Source organism: Streptomyces sp. NPDC025833 (assembly GCF_055558055.1).
Genome location: NZ_JBVHNF010000004.1, coordinates 1 through 18546, shown reverse-complemented (window position 1 = coordinate 18546; position 18546 = coordinate 1). Strand labels below are relative to the sequence as shown.

At 74.7% G+C, this 18546-nt stretch carries 12 protein-coding genes; 5 read left to right on the top strand and 7 right to left on the bottom strand.

Annotation, left to right across the window (positions count from 1 at the left end):
* The first annotated feature begins 85 nt into the window (after positions 1-85).
* Complete coding sequence (locus ACZ4K2_RS07515; RefSeq protein ID WP_467470521.1) at positions 86-1114, top strand: glycosyltransferase family 2 protein; 1029 nt, start codon at positions 86-88, stop codon at positions 1112-1114.
* 58 nt (positions 1115-1172) lie between these two features.
* On the opposite strand, the gene ACZ4K2_RS07510 is transcribed toward ACZ4K2_RS07515, so the two are convergent.
* The 3 genes from ACZ4K2_RS07510 to ACZ4K2_RS07500 form a co-directional block, all read right to left on the bottom strand.
* Complete coding sequence (locus ACZ4K2_RS07510) at positions 1173-2816, bottom strand: LCP family protein (protein WP_467470518.1); 1644 nt, start codon at positions 2814-2816, stop codon at positions 1173-1175.
* A gap of 81 nt (positions 2817-2897) precedes the next feature.
* Entirely contained in the window at positions 2898-4682 is a 1785-nt protein-coding gene (locus tag ACZ4K2_RS07505) for an LCP family protein (protein ID WP_467470516.1), read from the bottom strand.
* Between the two features lie 445 nt (positions 4683-5127).
* On the bottom strand, positions 5128-5883 hold the full coding sequence (locus tag ACZ4K2_RS07500; protein ID WP_467470515.1) for a TIGR03089 family protein: 756 nt from the start codon (positions 5881-5883) through the stop codon (positions 5128-5130).
* Between the two features lie 419 nt (positions 5884-6302).
* Here ACZ4K2_RS07500 and manB point away from each other — a divergent pair, with 419 nt between their 5' ends.
* Positions 6303-7385, top strand: a complete 1083-nt coding sequence (gene manB / locus ACZ4K2_RS07495) for a mannose-1-phosphate guanylyltransferase (RefSeq protein ID WP_467470513.1) — start codon at positions 6303-6305, stop codon at positions 7383-7385.
* A 502-nt stretch (positions 7386-7887) separates the two neighbouring features.
* Here manB and ACZ4K2_RS07490 read toward each other — a convergent pair.
* From ACZ4K2_RS07490 to ACZ4K2_RS07475, 4 genes are all read right to left on the bottom strand, one after another.
* The gene (locus ACZ4K2_RS07490) at positions 7888-8889 is read right to left on the bottom strand and encodes a DNA-3-methyladenine glycosylase family protein (protein WP_467470511.1); all 1002 of its coding nucleotides are present in this window, start codon (positions 8887-8889) and stop codon (positions 7888-7890) included.
* Positions 8890-8999: 110 nt separating this feature from the next.
* Complete coding sequence (locus ACZ4K2_RS07485; RefSeq protein WP_467470509.1) at positions 9000-10349, bottom strand: coenzyme F420-0:L-glutamate ligase; 1350 nt, start codon at positions 10347-10349, stop codon at positions 9000-9002.
* Positions 10346-11305 carry a 2-phospho-L-lactate transferase gene (gene cofD, locus ACZ4K2_RS07480; protein ID WP_467470507.1) on the bottom strand — a complete coding sequence of 320 codons (960 nt, stop codon included), beginning with the start codon at positions 11303-11305 and terminating at the stop codon, positions 10346-10348. The genes ACZ4K2_RS07485 and cofD overlap by 4 nt, the downstream gene beginning before the upstream one ends.
* A 38-nt stretch (positions 11306-11343) precedes the next feature.
* Entirely contained in the window at positions 11344-11838 is a 495-nt protein-coding gene (locus tag ACZ4K2_RS07475) for a cysteine dioxygenase (protein ID WP_467470505.1), read from the bottom strand.
* A gap of 675 nt (positions 11839-12513) precedes the next feature.
* Here ACZ4K2_RS07475 and ACZ4K2_RS07470 point away from each other — a divergent pair.
* The 3 genes from ACZ4K2_RS07470 (at position 12514) to ACZ4K2_RS07460 (ending at position 18325) form a co-directional block, all read left to right on the top strand.
* Entirely contained in the window at positions 12514-12777 is a 264-nt protein-coding gene (locus tag ACZ4K2_RS07470; RefSeq protein ID WP_010986447.1) for a WhiB family transcriptional regulator, read from the top strand.
* Between the two features lie 236 nt (positions 12778-13013).
* Positions 13014-16805 (top strand): glycosyltransferase, encoded by a 3792-nt coding sequence (locus ACZ4K2_RS07465; RefSeq protein WP_467470503.1) that lies wholly within the window; start codon positions 13014-13016, stop codon positions 16803-16805.
* Entirely contained in the window at positions 16802-18325 is a 1524-nt protein-coding gene (locus ACZ4K2_RS07460; RefSeq protein ID WP_467470501.1) for a DUF5719 family protein, read from the top strand. The genes ACZ4K2_RS07465 and ACZ4K2_RS07460 overlap by 4 nt, the downstream gene beginning before the upstream one ends.
* Positions 18326-18546: the final 221 nt, after the last annotated feature.

Here is an 18546-nt window from a genome sequence, read left to right as displayed (position 1 = left end):
CAGTAGGCCGATACGATCTCCAGCCCGCGCCCAAGGCCCGGCGGCGCGCACCGGTGTCCCCCGTTCGCGGTAACGTGAGGCCCCTATGAACGCCAAGCCCGACGTGCGGCTCCCCGCAGTGTCCGTGATCATGCCCGTCCTCAACGAGGAGCGGCATCTGCGCGGGGCCGTCCAAGCGATCCTCGCGCAGGAGTACGCCGGCGAGATGGAGGTCGTCATCGCCCTCGGTCCGTCCTCGGACCGCACGGACGAGATCGCCGCCGAGCTGGTCCGCGAAGACCCGCGCGTGCACACCGTGCCCAACCCGACCGGCCGTACGCCCGCGGCGCTGAACGCGGCGATCAAGGCCTCCCGGCATCCGGTCGTGGTCCGCGTCGACGGACACGGCATGCTCTCGCCGGACTACATCGCCACCGCGGTCCGCCTGCTGGCGGAGACCGGTGCGCAGAACGTCGGCGGCATCATGCACGCCGAGGGCGAGAACGACTGGGAGCACGCGGTCGCCGCCGCGATGACGTCGCGCATCGGCGTCGGCAACGCGGCCTTCCACACCGGCGGCCGGGCCGGCGCCGCCGAGACCGTGTACCTCGGCGTCTTCCGCCGCGAGGCGCTGGAGCAGCAGGGCGGCTACAACGAGGAGTTCATCCGCGCCCAGGACTGGGAGCTGAACTTCCGCATCCGCGAGGCGGGCGGCCTGATCTGGTTCTCGCCCGAGCTGAAGGTGTCGTACCGGCCGCGGCCGTCCGTGCGCGCGCTGGCCAAGCAGTACAAGGACTACGGCCGTTGGCGGCACGTCGTCGCCCGCTACCACGCCGGCTCCATCAACCTGCGCTACCTCGCCCCGCCGGCGGCGGTGTGCGCGGTGGCGGCGGGCCTGGTCGTCGGCGCGGTGCTGACCCCGTGGGGCCTCGTGGTCCCGGGCGGCTACCTGGCGGCGATCGTCGCCGGTTCCGTCCCGGCCGGCCGGGGGCTGCCGCCGGCGGCCCGGCTGCGGATCCCGGTCGCCCTCGCCACCATGCACATGTCCTGGGGCTGGGGCTTCCTGACCAGCCCGAAGTCGCTGGCGCGCCGGGTCGTCGCCTCCCGGCGGCCCGCGGTCGTCGACGCCGCCTGACACACGGACGAAGGGCCCCTCCCCGCCGGGAGGGGCCCTTCGCGTCCGCGGCGTCCGCCTACCAGCGGTAGACGCTGTACACGTCCATGCACGTGGAGGTGTCCGAGCCGTTGACGGCGTCGGAGTTGGCGGGCAGGTCGCCGGCCTTCGGCGCGGACCGCTTCGGGTACCGCGTGCCCTCGCGCCAGTCCGCGCCGACGACGACCGTGACCCCGGACACGTCGGTGGACTTCTGCACCGAACTCACCGGGATCCCGAGCGCCTTGGCCACGGCCTCGGCGTCGCCCTCCAGGTCCGCGCTCGGGTAGCGCACGAGGGTCTTCTCCTCGGCCAGGCTCCCGGAGGTGTCGGCCTGGGCCCGCGCGTAGCCCTTCTCCACGAGTTCCCGGCCGATCACCGACGCCCGCTGCGGCACCGCGGCCTCGGTGGCGGACCGGGTGGCGTTCTGCACCAGCACCCCGAGCCGGTCCGGGGCGAGCGAGGGCTGCGCGACCGGCGCGGCCTTCACCGGGGCCTTCCCGGCCTCGGCGGGGCCGCCGTTCTTGTCGAACGCCACGTCGTCCCGGAGCATCTCCCACATCTTGTCGGCGTTGGGCTTGTCCGGCACGACGTGGTTGCCGTCCTGCGGGTCCCGGTTGTTGGGCATGGTGACCGAGGTGATGCGGTCGGACGGCACCGACTTGAGCTGCGTGCCCAGGTCGTAGAGCTTCTTGACGGTGCCGATCTCCTCGGACACCTTCAGCGACTTGGTGGCCGCCTCGGCCAGGTCCATCAGCCGCCCGGTGTCGGTGAACACGTTCTGCTTCTTCAGCGTGCGGATCATCGAGTTCAGGTACATGTGCTGGGCGCGGGCCCGCATCAGGTCGTCGCCCCAGGCGTGCCGGGTGCGCAGCCACTGGAGGGCCTGCTTGCCCTGGACCTTGTGGGTGCCGGCGGTCATCTTCAGCCCGGACCCGCCGGAGACGGTGGCCGTCGGGCGGTCCCAGACGTTCTGCCGCACGCAGACGTCGACGCCGCCGACCGCGTCCGCCATCCGCACCACGCCCGCGAAGTCGATCGTCATCCAGTGGTCGATGTAGACCCCGGTGAGGTTCTCCCAGGTGAGCAGCGTGCAACCGGCGCCGCCGCGGGCCAGGCTGACGTTGATGATGTCGTTGGTCGGCGGATACACCTTGCCGGACTCCGGGTCCTTGCACTCGGGGATGTCCACCCGGGTGTCGCGCGGGATGCTCACCATGGAGGCGCTCTTGCGGTCCGCCGAGAGGTGGATGAGCATCTGCACGTCGCCGAGCGGCGGGTCCCCGGCGTGGTTCCTGCTGCCGCCGAGCTTCAGGTTCTCCGCGCTGTTGCGGCTGTCGGAGCCGATGAGCAGGATGTTCAGCGGGGTCTGGCCGGCCGCGTTCGGCGCGGTCCTGCGGGCCTTGGAGTCGTCGCCGTTGGCCCGGGCGCCCTTCTGGATGTTGCCGTTGAGATGGCGGTAGTACAGGTACCCGGCGCCCGCGGTGCCGAGTATCACCACCGCCAGCACCGTCGCCGACCAGCGCAGCACGCGCCGTCTGCGCCGCCGCGGGTCTGTCGCCGTCTGCTTCCCGGCCCGCCGCCCCCCGCGGCGCCGGCCGGCCGGCGGGTCCGGTCTCCCCGCCGTGAGCGCCACCGTGTCCTCGACCGCCGGAGCGTCCCCACGCACCTCGCTCTGCGCCAACTCCCCGCCCTCCCCACCCTCGCGCCAAGCAACGGGCCCGCCCCGCGCCCCGTTAGACGCACGACGGGCCCCATGGGTTACCTATTGCGCGCACTGAACCTTGTCGGCCGTGGACTTGGTGACGTTCGGTGCCTTCGTGGGCGGGGTGAGGGAGATCCCGGCACCCTTGAAGTCCATGCCCAGCGTCAGCGTCATGGCCGGCAGTCCCTGGGCGTTGTCGACGCTCTCGCCCGGCTTCATCGCCGCCCCGGACAGGCCCATGATGGCGGCCAGCCGACGGGCCTGCGCCGCCTGGTCGGGCGCGTACTCCAGCGTGGTCTTCGCCAGTGCGGCCGGGGCGTTGCCGCCGTTCTCCGACTTGGCCACGCCCTGGCTGTTCTGGAGCCAGTTGAGCACCGCCTGGGCGCTGCCCGTCTCGGCCCCGCCGTTGAGGACGCGCACCCGCACGTCGGAGGCGGGCGCCTTGGTGCCCTTGAGCCGGGCCGCCAGGGCGTCCTTCTGCGCCTTGCGCTTCTTCTTCACGTCGGTGAAGGAGACGTCGTTCTGGATGGCGTCGAAGACCGGCGGGGCCAGGGCCTGGTCGAGGATCACCGTCTTGCGCACGGCGCCGTCCGCCGGGTTGTCCTTGACCGGCACCGTCGTGAAGGCCAGGTTCTTCGGGTCGAGCTTGCCCAGCTCCAGGCCCAGGTCCTTCAGCTTGCCGATGCTGTCCAACTGGTCGTCGACGGTCAGCGCCTTGGTGCCGGCCTCCGCCAGGTTCATCATCTTCGTCGGGCTGGTGAGCGTGGCGTTGCCCTTCAGCTTGCGCATCAGCGCGCCCAGGAACTGCTGTTGGAGGCCGATGCGGCTGAGGTCGCCGCCGAAGCCGACGGAGTGCCGGGTGCGCACGAACGCCAGCGCCTGCTCACCGGAGATCCTGTGGGTGCCCTTGGACAGCTTCAGGTGCGAGTCCGGGTCGTCGATGTCCTTGCCCAGGCAGACGTCGACGCCGTCGACCGCCTCGGTCAGCGTCTTGACCGCGTTGAAGTCGGCGACCATGAAGTCGTCCGGCTTGATCCCGGTCAGCGCGGTCACCGTGCGCATGGTGCAGCTCGGCGTCCGGTCGTCCTGCCCGAGGCTCTCGTTGAAGCGGACGTTCCGGGTGCCCGGGATGACCTTCTCGCTGCCGTCGTCCTGCTGGGTCGGGCAGTCCGGGACGTCCACGACCATGTCGCGCGGGATGCTCAGCGCGGTCGCGTTGGACCGGTCCTTGGAGACGTGCAGCAGGATCGTGGTGTCGGCATGGCCGACGCTGCCCGCGTCGCCGTAGCCCTCGTTGCCCTTGCCGGTGCGCTTGTCGGTGCCGATCAGCAGGATGTTGATCGCCTCGTCCTTGCGGAAACCGCCGGTGCTGGCCCCGTCGTCGGACACGGACGTGATGTTGTCGTTCAGGTGCTTGATGTAGAGGTAGCCGGCGGTCGACACGGCGACCAGCACGAAGGCCATGGACCCGCCGGTCCACAGCAGCACCTTCTTCGTCCTCGACTTCTTCTTCGCCGGCCGCCGCGAGGCGCGCCGGCCCGGGGGTGCCTCCGGCTCGCCGCCCCGCCGCCGCGCCGAGCGCGGCGCCGGCACCTCGGTGCCGCGCGCCCGGGGCGTCTTCTTCGGGGTCTCCCCGTCCCCGGGCCGCTCCTCGGCGGCCTTCCGGCGCGCACGGCCGGCCGCCGCGCCGTCCCCGTCCCGGGGCGACGGTCCGCGCTGGCCGGGCACCGGCGACTGCGCTGCGGAAGGACCCAGTCGCAGCTCGTATTCGCCGGTGTCCGGGTTGAGTACCCACTGGTCGGCGGGGTCGATGTTGTCCGCCCGCCCACGGCCTTGCGCGTCCACGGTTGTCCGAATCCTCCGTCGGGGCCACGCGGCGCCTTCCCCTTAAGGCGCTCGGGTCTCGGTGAAACAGTGCACGACCCCAGGAAGGACCTCGCGGCCAGGGCACCGGATCGCTCACACTATCCGCCCAGTTCGGCGTCGAGCGACGCCGGTGACGAATTCCATCTCCCTACAACCGGGCAATCCACCCTATTTTCGGAGCGGAAGTTCCCCGACTTGGTGAACGCCTTACCCGCAGGCGGGTTCGACGGCGGCCGTGCGGGGAACGCCGGGGCGGGCGAAGGGTCTTCCCGGCCGCCCCGCCCCTGTGTCCCCGCCGGGAAATTCCTGTGAATTCTCCGGGACGACGACCGCCGCCGGCCGGTCGAACGGCCTCCCGGGGACGGGGGAGGGGCGGTGCGGGCCCCGGACCGCGCGTCTCGCACCGCTCCGGACGGCGGCCGGGTCACCGGCGTACCGAGGTCACCCGCTCGCTCTCGATCCGCTTGGCCAGCGTCTCGTCGTCCGCCCGCTCCGGATGCCGGCACAGCACCACGGACCCGCCGGTGGCCAGCGGTGCGAACAGGCCGGCGCTGAGCCCCTCCCAGGTGTCGTACGGCAGCCCGGACAGCAGCCTCGAACCGGGGCCCGTGATCCCCAGGCCGCCCGCGTCGGACGAGGCGCGCTCGACGACCTCCGCCGCGCTGAACTCCCGCCCGGCGACGATGAGCGCCGCATCCTCCGGGTCCACCGGGGCGAACGGCGCGAACCGGTCGCCCTGGCCCGGCACTTCCACGGCGTAGTCGGCGAACCCGGGCGGCGCCTGCGGGAAGCGGCCGCCGAGCGGCCGCAGTGCCAGTGCCACGCGCTCGCCGGTGCAGGCGCGCGCGGCGTCGAGCGTGTCCGGCCCGCTCACGACGACGTCGGCCGCCGCCGGGTCGCCGCCGACGTCCGCGACCGCGCCCACCGAGGAACAGGCCAGCAGCCACACCGCCGTCTGCCAGTGCGCGGGCAGCAGCAGCGCGACGCGGTCGCCGGGTCCGGCGGACAGGTCGCCCTGGAGGAGATTGGCGGTCTTGGCAACCCAGTTGGCGAAGGTGGCCACGGAGAGTTCGACGCGTTCGCCCGTGGCGTCGTCGTAGAAGGTCACCAGCGGGCGGCCGGGGTCCGCGGCGAGCGCGGATGCCAGCAGGTCGGCAGGGGTGCGATCGGTGGCGTTCACCCGGCACAGGGTACGCGCGGGCACCGCGGCGCCGGTCCGGGGCGCAAGGGCATGCCCCGGGCCGGACGGTGGAAGCAGCTCCTGGTGGATATCTCTCCCCGAGGGTGGGAACGTACGGCTGGACATGATTGCGGGCGATCGGGGCGGTTTCGCCACCGGATGCCCCGGCAGGCGGCGCCACGCCCGGCTCGGCGCGGTCCGCTCCGGCGCGGCCCGGTACCGGCGGCGCCGGGGCCGCGGTCCGCGTCCGCCGCACGGGGCACGGCCGCGGCGGGGCCGGCCGGGCGAAACCGCACGCCGATCTCGCGGGACACCGCGCGGCCGTCGAAGGCGTCGTCGCCCGGTCTGCATACACTGACCGGCCGAAACGAGAGTCGACGAGTAGTACGGCCGGTCCCGGCAGGAAGCAGAGACGACAGGTGACAGAAGCGATCCTCCTGGTCGGCGGCAAAGGCACCCGGCTGCGGCCGCTCACGGTGCACACCCCCAAGCCGATGGTCCCGGCCGCCGGAGTGCCGTTCCTCACCCACCAGCTGGCGCGGGTGCGGGCGGCGGGCGTCGAGCACGTCGTCCTGGCCACCAGCTACCTGGCCGAGGTCTTCGAGCCCCACTTCGGCGACGGCTCCGCGCTCGGCCTGCACCTGGAGTACGTGACGGAGGAGGAGCCCCTCGGCACGGGCGGCGCCCTGCGCAACGTCGCCTCCCGCCTGCACTCCGGCCCCGACGACCCGGTACTGGTCTTCAACGGCGACATCCTGACGGGCCTGGACATCAGGGCCCTGGTGGACACCCACGCGTCGACGGGCGCGGACGTCTCCCTGCACCTGACCAAGGTGAGCGACCCGCGCGCCTACGGGCTCGTCCCCACCGACCCGGCCGGCCGCGTCCTCGCCTTCCTGGAGAAGCCGCAGACACCCGAGGAGATCGTCACCGACCAGATCAACGCGGGGGCGTACGTCTTCCGCCGCTCGGTCATCGACACGATCCCGGCGGGCCGCCCGGTCTCCGTCGAACGCGAGACCTTCCCCGGCCTGCTCGCGGCCGGCGCCCACCTCCAGGGCATGGTCGACTCCACCTACTGGCTGGACCTCGGCACCCCGGCCGCCTTCGTGCGCGGCTCGGCCGACCTGGTCCTCGGCCGCGCCCCCTCGCCGGCCGTCCCCGGCCGCCGCGGCGACCGCCTCGTCCTGCCCACGGCCAGGGTGGCGCCGGACGCCAAGCTGACCGGCGGCACGGTGGTGGGCGAGGGCGCGTGCGTGGCCCGGGGCGCGCGGGTCTCCGGTTCGACCATCCTGCCCGGCGCCGTCATCGAACCCGGCGCGGTCGTCACCGACTCCCTCATCGGCAGCCGCGCCCGCGTCGGCGAACGCTCCGTCCTCACCGGCACGGTCGTCGGCGACGGCGCGGTGGTGGGCGCCGACAACGAACTGCGCGACGGCGTACGGGTCTGGTGCGACGCCCGCATCCCGGCCGGTGCGGTGCGGTTCTCCTCCGACCGGTAGGCGCCCGGGCGGGCGTCCGCCCCGGCCGCTTGCTCGTGGCGGTGCCGGTCGTGGACGCCCGCTCGTGCGTCCGAGCGTCATGGCCATGGCCGTCGCCGTCCCGCTGCCGTTGACTGATCACAGGACCACACGGAGCGACGACATGACGGTCCGGACTGGAGCACGCGCCGGGAGACCGCCCTTCCGCCGGGAGGACCCCGGCACCCGGGAGCCCGCGCTCGACGGGGCCGCGGCCGTCCACGTCACCCACCACCCCGACCCGGCCTTCCCCGGGGCCGCCGAAGCGGCCGGCGCGTTCTGCGACCTGGCCGTCCGCGAGGGCGCGCGCCGCCCGATCCCGCTCCCCGGCCGCGGTGAGGAGGGCGCCGAGCGCGGCGAGGACCGGCTCAAGGCGTCGGGCGCGGACCGGACCGTCGTACGGGCCGGTCGGTCCGCCCGGAACCTCAGCAAGAGCTTCTCGTGGGCGCGCCCGCCGCCCCGGTGCCGCGGCGCGGCCCGCCCCTCACAGGCGGCCGATGTCCCGGACCGACATCCGCGGCGCCCGGCGGGGCGGCACCCGTCCGCTGAGCAGGATCAGCCGGGCCGCCCGGTGCCGCTGTCCCGCGTACGGCTCCAGCAGCCGCAGCATCGCGGCGTCGTCCGCGGTGCGGTCCCCGGCCAGCGCCCACCCCACGATCCCCGGCAGGTGGAGGTCTCCCACGGTGACCTCGTCCGGCGCGCCGTGGCTGCGCTGCACCACCTCCGCCGACGTCCACGGCCCGATCCCCGGTACGACCTCCAGCCGCGCCCGGGCGGCGGCCGGCGTCATCCCGGCCGCCTCCTCCATCCGCGCGGCGACCCGCACGGCCCGCAGGACCGTCGACGCCCGCTTGTCGTCGACCCCGGCCCGGTGCCACTCCCAGGAGGGGATCAGCGCCCAGGTCCGGGGCTCCGGCACGACGTGCATCCGCGCGGGCGCGGGCCCCGGCGCCGGCTCCCCGAAGGTCCGCAGGAGCGTCCGCCACGCCGCGTACGCCTCGACGGTCGTGACCTTCTGCTCCAGCACCGACGGGATCAGCGACTCCAGGACCAGACCGGTCCGGGTCAGCCGCAGCCCCGGCCGCCGGTGCCGGGCCAGCGCCAGCAACCGGTGCCGGGGCACGAAGGCGTCCGGGTCGTCGGCCGCGCCGAGCAGCCCGGGCAGCCCGTCCAGCAGCCAGTCGGCGCCCGGGCCCCACGCCTCGCCGAGCACCTCGCCGCCGTACGCGCGCACCCGCAGCGTGCCGGGCCCGGCGGGCGTGCGGCAGACCCGCCACACGGACCCGTCCGGGGTGGCCCGGAACGCCGGGTCGGCGGGCCCGCGGCGCAGCGGCCCGAGGGTCAGCCCGAGGTCGAGCGGCCCGGCCGGGGACCACCGCCGCACCCGTGCGGGCGCCGCCTGCCGCGGTATCCCGGCGGCGGGCACGGCCGCCTGCCCGGCGCGCGCGGTGGCGCGGCCGGAGTGCGGGGCGAAACGTCCTGCCACGGGTGAGGTCCAAGGGGCTGCGGGGGCTGTCCTAAGAGACTAGGGCCTGCCGTCCGCACGGGCGGCCCGAACCGGACGGAAGGCCCTGGCCACGCGGCCCCCGGGGTGTCTCACCTCACCTCGACGAACGCCCCCGCGTCCCGGGCCGGCCGCGGACCCGGCTCCTGCGCCGGCCGGCCGACCGCCACCGCGCCCATCGGGTCCCAGTCCGCCGGCAGCTCCAGCACCTCGCGCACCACGTCCCGGCAGAACATCGTGGACGACACCCAGGCCGACCCCAACCGCTCCCCGGCCAGCGCGACCAGCAGGTTCTGCACGCCGGCGCCGGCCGCGACCACGAACATCTCCCGCTCGGCACCGTCCCGGCGGGTGTCGCCGTAGGTGTGCGAGCCGTCCATGACGAGGCAGGGCACGATCAGGTACGGCGCGTTGCGCAGCACGTCACCGCGGCGGATCCGCCTGGCGATCGACTCCTCGCTCTTGCCGTCCCGGCGCAGGTCGGCGATCCAGGCGTCCCGCATCGCGTCGAGCAGCCGCACCCGCGACTCCGGCGACTCCAGGAGCACGAACCGCCAGGGCGTGGTGTGGTGCGGAGCGGGCGCGGTGACCGCGGCGGCCACCGCGCGGCGGACCGCGCCGGGGTCGACGGGGTCGTCGGTGAAGGCACGGACGGTGCGGCGCCCGGTCACGGCCTCCCGGACCGCCTCGGAGGTGCCGAGGCGGAACATGTCGTCGGCGGCGGCGCGCACCAGCGCCCGCGCGCCCTCCGCGGCGCCGTCGGCCGCGCCGTCGGCCGCCGGCCGCACCATGTGGGCCAGGCCGCGGACGACGGCCACCGGCCGCCCGGCCGCCTTGCCCTTGACCAGGTCACCGGCGGCGGCGAGTTCGTCCGCGGTGGCGACGACGGTCGCGTTCAGCGGGTTGCCGTGGGTGTCGGTGCCACCGCGCAGGTCGTCCAGCACGCGCACTCCGGCGGCACCGATCGCCACGTCCGTGAGCCCCGCGCGCCAGGGGCGCCCGAAGGTGTCGGTGACGAGGACGCCGACGTCGACGCCGAGGGCGTCGCGCAGGCCGGCCCGGATCGCGCGCGCGGAGGCGTCCGGGTCCTCGGGCAGCAGCAGCACCGTCCCGGCCGGGGTGTTGGAGGCGTCGACCCCAGCGGCGGCCATGACCAGGCCCTGCCGGTTCTCCACGATGCGCAGGGTGCCGCGCCGGGCCACGACCCGGACCGTCTCGGCGTCGATCGCGGCCTCCCGGTCGGCGGCCCGCACGACCCGGCCCTCGGCCTTGGAGACGATCTTCGACGTGACGATCACCACGTCCCCGTCGGCCAGCTCCGGCCCGGCCGCGGTGATCAGCTTGGCGACGTCGTCGCCCGGCCGCACCTCGGGCAGGCCGGACAGGGCCCAGACCCGGTACTCCGGCCGCTCCTCCGTCCCGGCGGACACCGCTCGGCTCACGCCTCCCGCACCTCCTCGGCCAGCGCCAGCGCCTCCCGCGCCATCTGCGCGGTCGCGTCCACGTCGGTCATCATCAGCGGTACGGCCCGGCAGCGGATGCCGTCCGCCTCGACCCGCCCGACCGCGCCCGCGTCCACGGTGTCGACCAGCCAGCCGTCCAGCAGGCCGGAGCCGTAGTGCTCGGCGACCGCCGCGGCCGTGGACTCCACGCCGACCGCGGCGAGCACCTTGTCGGCCATCCCGCGCACGGGCGCGTCCCCGACGATGGGGGAGAGGCCGACCACGGGCACACCCGCGTCGGCGATGGCCTCGCGGATGCCGGGCACGGCGAGGATCGTGCCGACGGACACGACCGGGTTGGACGGCGGGAAGAGGATCACGTCCGCCTCGGCGATGGCCTCCAGCACGCCCGGGGCCGGCTTCGCCTGCTCGGCCCCGACCGGGACGATCGCCTCGGCCGGGACGGAGGCGCGCAGCCGCACCCAGTACTCCTGGAAGTGCACGGCCCTGCGCTCGCCGTCCACCTCGACGGCCACGTGCGTCTCGACCCGGTCGTCGGTCATCGGGATCAGCCGCACGCCCGGCTTCCAGCGCTCGCACAGCGCCTCGGTGACCGCGCTCAGCGGGAAGCCGGCGCCGAGCATCTGCGTCCGCACGATGTGCGTGGCGAAGTCCCGGTCGCCGAGCCCGAACCACTCCGGCCCGACCCCGTAGGCCGCCAGCTCCTCCTTGAGGTGGAAGGTCTCCCCGTCCCGTCCCCAGCCCTGCTCCTCGTTGATGCCGCCGCCCAGCGTGTACATCACCGTGTCCAGGTCCGGGCACACCTTCAGCCCGAAGAGGTGGATGTCGTCGCCGGTGTTGCCGATGACCGTGACGTCCGCGTCCGGCGCGGCCCGCTTCAGGCCGCGAAGGAAACGGGCACCGCCGATACCGCCTGCCAGAACCACAATGCGCATGGCGACAGTGTGTCAGCCGCAGGGCGGGCCCGTGGGCGTCAGGTGGCCACCGGACGCGCCTCGCAGTGCGGGGAGGCGTGCATGGGCATCTCGGTCAGCCCGGGGTGGTACACGTGCAGGCTGACCGCCGGCACCAGCGCGTCGTTGACGACCTCGTGGACGTACCCCGGCGCGAACACCCGCTGGACGCCCGCCCCCAGCGTGCGCGTGCCGCGCCCGGTGCGCTCGGTGAGGGTGCCCTCCAGGACGGTGAGGACGCCGGAGGAGCGCCCGTGGTCGTGCCGCCCGCTGCCCTGCCCGGGCACCCAGGACAGCAGCCACACCTCGTACCCGGGGCCGGTGCGCAGCCGGTGGTACCAGCGGGTGGTGGCGTCGTACCGGACCAGGTGGGCCCACCGGTCGCGGTCGGCGGCGATCGAGCGGGCGAGGCCCACGAACTCGGCGACGGTGGCCGGGTGCTCGCGCGGCGGCTGGAGCAGGTGCGGGACCTCGAGGATGTCGCCGGCGATCTGGAGGTCGTTGTCGCTGTTCATCGGGTGCGGTGGTCCTCGGCGGAAGAGTGGGGGCCGGAGCGGGGGTGACGCGTGCGGTCCGCCCGGGTCACGGGCGGGCGGGGGCGCCCCGGAACGGGTTCGGGGAGCGGGAGACGCGACCGAGCCGTGGGGGACTCGGGGACAGCCGGAGCGGACGTGGCTCAACAGCTGGGACAGCAGCAACAGCTACAGCGCGCGCGGGCGGCACCGAGGGACCCGGCGGTGCGGGTCGAGGCGGGCGCCAAGTTCGCGAGCATGCCCAACAGCACATCGGTTCACACCCGCACTGTCAACTCCGTGCCCGCCATGTGGGACATGTTTCACCTCATCCGGGTCATGCGAGAGGGGAAAGGTTTGCTCAGGGGGGTGTCGGGACACATGGGGCACATCCGGGTGCCATGGGCTCGCGGAACGCGAACGAACACGGAGACGTCTTCCCCCGTGCGGAGACCTGTGCGGGGTTCGATCGCCCCCGTGCGCCCGGCTGAGGGTCGAGGTTTATGCCGATTTGAACACTTTCCGCACGGCCTTGGTTCCGCAGAGTGAATAACGGGCTCAATAGCAGATCTCGGCTTGACTCGCCCGGAGCAGCACACTTGTAATTTCACTCGTGTCGTTCAGCCGGATTCGGTGGCGGCTACGCACGGGGACGCGAAAGACAGACGAGGGGCGCACATGACCGAGCTGGTGCAGCAACTGCTGGTCGACGACGCGGACGAGGAACTCGGCTGGCAGGAGCGCGCGCTGTGCGCCCAGACCGACCCCGAGTCCTTCTTCCCCGAGAAGGGCGGCTCCACCAGAGAGGCGAAGAAGGTCTGCCTCGCCTGCGAGGTCCGCTCCGAATGCCTCGAGTACGCCCTCGCCAACGACGAGCGCTTCGGCATCTGGGGCGGCCTGTCCGAGCGCGAGCGCCGCCGCCTCAAGAAGGCCGCCATCTGAGACGGCGGCACCCGCGCGTGCGGCACCCGGACGTCCACGCGCACCCGTGAGACACGTACGCCCAGCCGCGAGGACATCGCGAACGGCCCGTCACCGGTGGGTTGTCCACAGGCGGCGGGCCCTCGTCATGGGCAGCCGATAGTGTGGGCGCTCGTCCGAGACGCCCCGCCGTCCCCTCGACGCACGAGGAGGCGCGGTCGTCCACCGCAGTCCACCGAACCGGGGCCCGTACCTCGATGTCCGTGCACAGCCATGCGGCAGCCCGACACGACGCTGCCACCGCCGTGTTTGACCCGTCCCGCCCGCCCGAGTCCCCGCGCCACGTGGTGACCGCGGTCCTCGTCTCCCACGACGGCGCCCGCTGGCTGCCCGACGCGCTCGCCGGGCTGCTCGGCCAGGAGCGCCCCGTCCAGTACGCGGTGGCCGCCGACACCGGCAGCGCGGACCACTCCGCCCAACTGCTCGGCGACGCCCTCGGCGACGCGGGCGTCCTGCACCTCGCCCGCCGTACCGGCTTCGGCCAGGCCGTGGAGGAGGCGAGCCGCACCGCGCCCGTCCTCACCCCGGAGGACCTCCCGTACCTCAAGCGCCCCAGCGGCTGGGACCCCGCCACGCGGACGTGGCGCGACGACGCCTACGACCTGCCCGAACTGCCGCACGGCGAACCGGTCCAGTGGCTGTGGCTGCTGCACGACGACTGCGCCCCCGAGCCCGGCGCCCTCGCCCAGCTCCTGCGGGTCGTCGACAACGAACTCGAACTCGGCCGCGACGACGTCGCGATCGTCGGCCCCAAACTCCGCGGCTGGTACGACCGGCGCCAACTGCTGGAGGTCGGCGTCTCCATCGCCCACTCCGGCCGCCGCTGGACCGGTCTGGACCGCCGCGAGCAGGACCAGGGCCAGCACGACCACGTCCGCGGCGTGCTGTCCGTCTCCACCGCCGGCATGCTCGTCCGGCGCGACGTCTTCGAACAGCTCGGCGGCTTCGACCGCCGGCTGCCCCTCATGCGGGACGACGTCGACCTGTGCTGGCGCGCCCACGCGGCCGGCTACCGCGTGCTGATCGCCCCCGACGCGGTCGTCCGGCACGCCGAGGCCGCCTCCCGCGAACGCCGCACGGTCGACTGCGCCGGCCGCACCACCGCCTCCCCGCACAAGGTCGACAAGGCCGGCGCCGTCTACACCCTGCTCGCCAACACCCGTACCGCGGCGCTGCCGTGGGTGCTGCTGCGGCTCGTCCTCGGCACCGTCCTGCGCACCCTCGCCTACCTCGTCGGCAAGGTCCCCGGCCAGGCCGTCGACGAGATCCGCGGCCTGCTGGGCGTCCTGCTGCGGCCCGAGCGGATCCTCGCCGCCCGGCGCCGGCGCGGTACCGCGCGGATCGACAAGGACGAACTGCGCGGGCTGTTCCCGCCGCCCGGCGCCACCGTCCGGGCCACCGTCGAGCAGATCGCCGGCAGCCTCAGCCGCGACACCGAGGCCGAGACCTCCTCGGCCGGCCGGCACGGCGGCGCCGTGGAGTCCGGACCCGGCGGCGACGACGCCGAGTTCCTGGAGGTCGAGCAGTTCGCCCGGCTCAAGCGGATCGCCCGCAGACCCGGACCGGTGCTCTTCCTCGCGCTGCTCCTCATCTCCCTCGTCGCCTGCCGCGCCCTGCTCGGCGGCGGCGCGCTCGCCGGCGGAGCCCTGCTGCCCGCCCCGGGCGACGCGGGCGACCTGTGGTCGCGCTACCTGGACGGCTGGCACCCGGCGGGCACCGGCGGCACCGCGTCCGCACCGCCCTACCTGGCCCTCGTCGCGACCCTCGCCTCGCTCCTGTTCGGCTCCACCGGCCTTGCCGTCACCCTCCTGCTGGTCTGCTCGGTGCCGCTCGCCGGATGCACCGCCTACTTCGCCTCCCGGCCCCTGGTCACCTCCCGGCTGCTGCGCGCCTGGGCCGCCACCGCCTACGCCTTCCTGCCCGCCACCACCGGCGCCCTGGCCGGCGGCCGCATCGGCACCGCAGTCCTCGCCGTGCTCCTGCCGCTCATCGCGCGCGCGGGCATCGCCGCGAGCGGCCTCGCGGGCCGCGCCGGCACCCGCGGCAGCTGGCGCGCCACCTGGGCGTACGCGCTGCTGCTGACCGTCGCCACCGCCTTCACACCGGTCGTCTGGCCCCTCGCGCTGCTGCTCGGGCTCGGCGTGCTCGTGCTGCGCCGCCGCGACCTCGTCGCCCACGGCCTGCGCTTCCTCGCCCAGCTCGGCACGCCCCTGCTGGTCCTCGCCCCGTGGTCGCTGACCCTGCTCCCGACCGGCTTCTTCCAGGAGGCCGGCCTGGAGTACGGCCCCTCGGCCGCCTCCGCGCTCGACCTGCTCGGCGCCTCCCCCGGCGGCCCCGGCACCGTGCACGGCCTGATGCTCGCCGGCATCGTGCTCGCCGCGCTCGCCGCCCTGCTGCGCTCCGAACGGCAGCTCGGCATCCGCACCGCGTGGGCCGTCGCCCTGACCGGCCTCGTCCTCGCGGTGCTGTCCAACAAGTCCGCCTGGGCCGGGCCGGCCACCCTCGTCTACGGCATCGCCCTGCTGGCCGCCGCGGCCCTCGGCGCCGACGGAGCACGCGCACGCGTGGCCGAGCAGAGCTTCGGCTGGCGCCAGCCCGTCGCCGCCCTGATCGCCTTCGCCTCGGCGGCCGGCCCGCTGCTCGTCGCCGCCGGCTGGATGCTCGGCGGCGCGGACGGCCCCCTGGAGCGCCGGACCCCGGCCCAGGTGCCCGCGTTCGTCGCCGAGGACACCACCGGCGGCGGCCAGGCCCGCACCCTGGTCCTGGACAGCGACTCCACCGCGCGCGTGCGCTACAGCCTGGTCCGCGGCGCCGGCGCCCGCATGGGCGACGCCGAACTCACCGCCGCCCGCGGCACCGACACCCACCTGGACAAGATCGTCGCCAACCTGGTCGCCGGCTCCGGTGCCGACCAGGCCGACGAACTCGGCGGCTTCGCCGTGCGGTACGTCCTCGTCCACAAGGGCGCCCCCCGCGAGATCGCCCGGATCCTCGACGCCACCCCCGGCCTGTCCCGGCTCAGCCAGCAGGACGGCAGCGCCCTGTGGCGCGTCGACCAGCAGGTCGCCCGCGCCGCCGTCGTCCCCGCCGACGGCTCCGGCGAGCCGCAGCCGGTCACCGCGGGACCGGTCGAGATCCACACCACGATCCCGGCCGGCGACGGCAGCCGCGTGCTGCGCCTCGCCGACAGCGCCGCCGACGGCTGGACGGCCACCCTCGACGGCAAGCCGCTCACTCCCACCACGGTCGACGGCTGGGCCCAGGGCTTCCGGCTGCCCTCCGCCGGAGGCCGGCTCGACCTCACCTACGACGCCCCGGTCACCCGCACCGCCTGGCTCTGGGCGCAGGGCGCGCTCGCCGTCGTCCTGGTCGTCCTCGCCCTGCCCGGCCGCCGCCGCGACGTCGACGACGACCTGCCCGAGGAGCAGCCCGTACCCGCCCCGGCCGCCGCGGGCGAGGGCCGCCGCGCCCGCCGCCTGCGCGCCCAGGCCGAGGAGACCCCCGCCGACGACCGGCCCGGCACCCCCGCCTACCCGGACGAGCCCGGCGCGCCCGCTTACCCGGACCAGTCCGGCACGCCCGCGTACCCCGGCCAACCCGACGCGCCCGCCTACCCCGGCCAGCCCCCGGCCGCCGCCGTCCCCCGGCAGCAGGCGTACGGCACGGAGGTCCCCCCGGCCGCACCGGAGCGGGACTGGGAGGAGGACCCGGCCGCGTACGCACCGGCCGGGTACGAGGGCCACGGCGACCCCTACCGGGCCGCGACCGGCTACGACCAGCAGGCGTACGAGCAGCCCGACGCCTACCAGGGCGCCCCCTACGACCCGTACGCCTACCGGCAGGGCACCGCCGAACCGCTGCCGTACGACCCGGCGGACTACCGGCAGCAGGGCTACGACCCGGCGTACGACCCCGCCCAGCAGGGCTACGACCAGGCCCAGCACCCCCACGGCACCGGCAGCCAGCACCCCGACGGGAGCCAGCAGTGAACCGCACCACCCTGTCCCTGCTCGCCGGTACGACCGCGCTGGCCGCCGTCACCGCGTTCGCCGCGCTCGATCCGCCGGCCGCCTCCGGAGCCGCGCCCGAGGCGGCCGCCCGCCTGCCCGTGGAGCGCACCGGCCTGCTCTGCCCGGCGCCGAGCATGTCGGACATCGCCGACACGACGTACACCTCGTTCAGCCCCGCCACCCAGGGCGCCGCGAGCGGCGGCGCGGCCCGGCTCCGGGCGGCCGACGGACAGGCGGCGGAGGACGGGCCGGGCGGCGGCAAGGGCGGCAAGGCCGGCAAGGCCGGCAAGGGCGCCGGGAAGAAGGCCGAGGAGCCCCTGCTCACGCCCGAGGCACCGGGCAAGCCGGTCACCGGTGAGACCTCCGGCGCCGAGGCGCCCGCGCTGATCGGCACCGCGGACGGCGCCTTCGCGCCCGGCTGGACCGTCCAGGAGACCACCGAGGTCGCCGCCGGCACCGGCCGCGGCCTCCAGGGCGTCAACTGCACCGGCGCCGACACCGAGTTCTGGTTCCCGGGCGTCGCCACGTCCGCGGGCCGCACCGACTACGTCCACCTGACCAACCCCGACGACTCCGCCGCCGTGGTCGACATCGAGCTGTACGGCAAGGACGGTGAGATCAAGTCCCCGCTGGGCGAGAACCTCACCGTGAAGCCGCACGCGAGCGAGGCGATCCTGCTGTCCACGCTCACCGACGAGCGGCAGACCGACCTGACCGTCCACGTCGTCGTGCGCGGCGGACGGCTCGGCGCGGCCGTGCAGGCGCTCGACGACAAGGCGGGCGGCGACTGGCTGGCCGCCGCGGAGCCCTCCGGCAGCCTCGTCCTGCCCGGCATCCCGAAGGACGCCACCGACGTGCGCCTGATCGCCTTCACGCACGGCGACGACGACGCCGACCTCAAGATCCGCCTCGCCTCGCCGGGCGGACTGATCACCCCCGCCGGGAACGAGACCCTGCACGTGAAGGCCGGCATGACGGCGGCGGTCGACCTCGGCGACGTCACCCGCGGCGAGGCCGGCTCCGTGGTCCTCACCCCCACCGACCGCACGGTCCCGGTCGTCGCGGCCCTCCAGGTGGTCCGGGGCAAGGGCGACCGGAAGGAGACGGCGTTCATCCCGGCCACCGCCGCCGTCGGCACGCGCGCGACCGCGGCCGACAACAGCGCCAAGGGCACGACCCTCGCCCTGGCGGCGCCCGACGGCACCGCCACGGTGAAGGTCACCGCCTCCGCGGGCAGCGAGGGCGGCACCCCGGCGACCAGGACCTACACCCTGAAGGCCGGCACCACCCAGAACGTCGACGCACCCGTCCCGGCGGGCCTGAAGGGCACGTACGCCCTCACGGTGGAGCCCGTCTCCGGCGGCCCGGTCTACGCCTCCCGCACCCTCGCCGCCACCGAGGGCGACGTCGCGGCCTTCACCGTCCAGACCCTCGCCGACGACCGTGGCACGGTCTCGGTCCCGCGCACCGAGGAGGACCTGTCGATACTCCAGAAGTGAGCCGGCCGGACCCGGGCTGATCCGAACGAAACCCCTTAGTACTCCAGCAGCGTTTCGCTATCTTGCCTGGTCACAGGCATCGCCGGGAGTGTAGTGGGCTGCTGGAACGTCAGGGGCGGTCTTGCGGGACCGCCCCTCCAACGAATGACATCGTCGTCGGTAGTGACAGTGCCGGGCCACGGCCTGACGCCTTCGCCGCCATCGTGACCATCTCAGCGCAT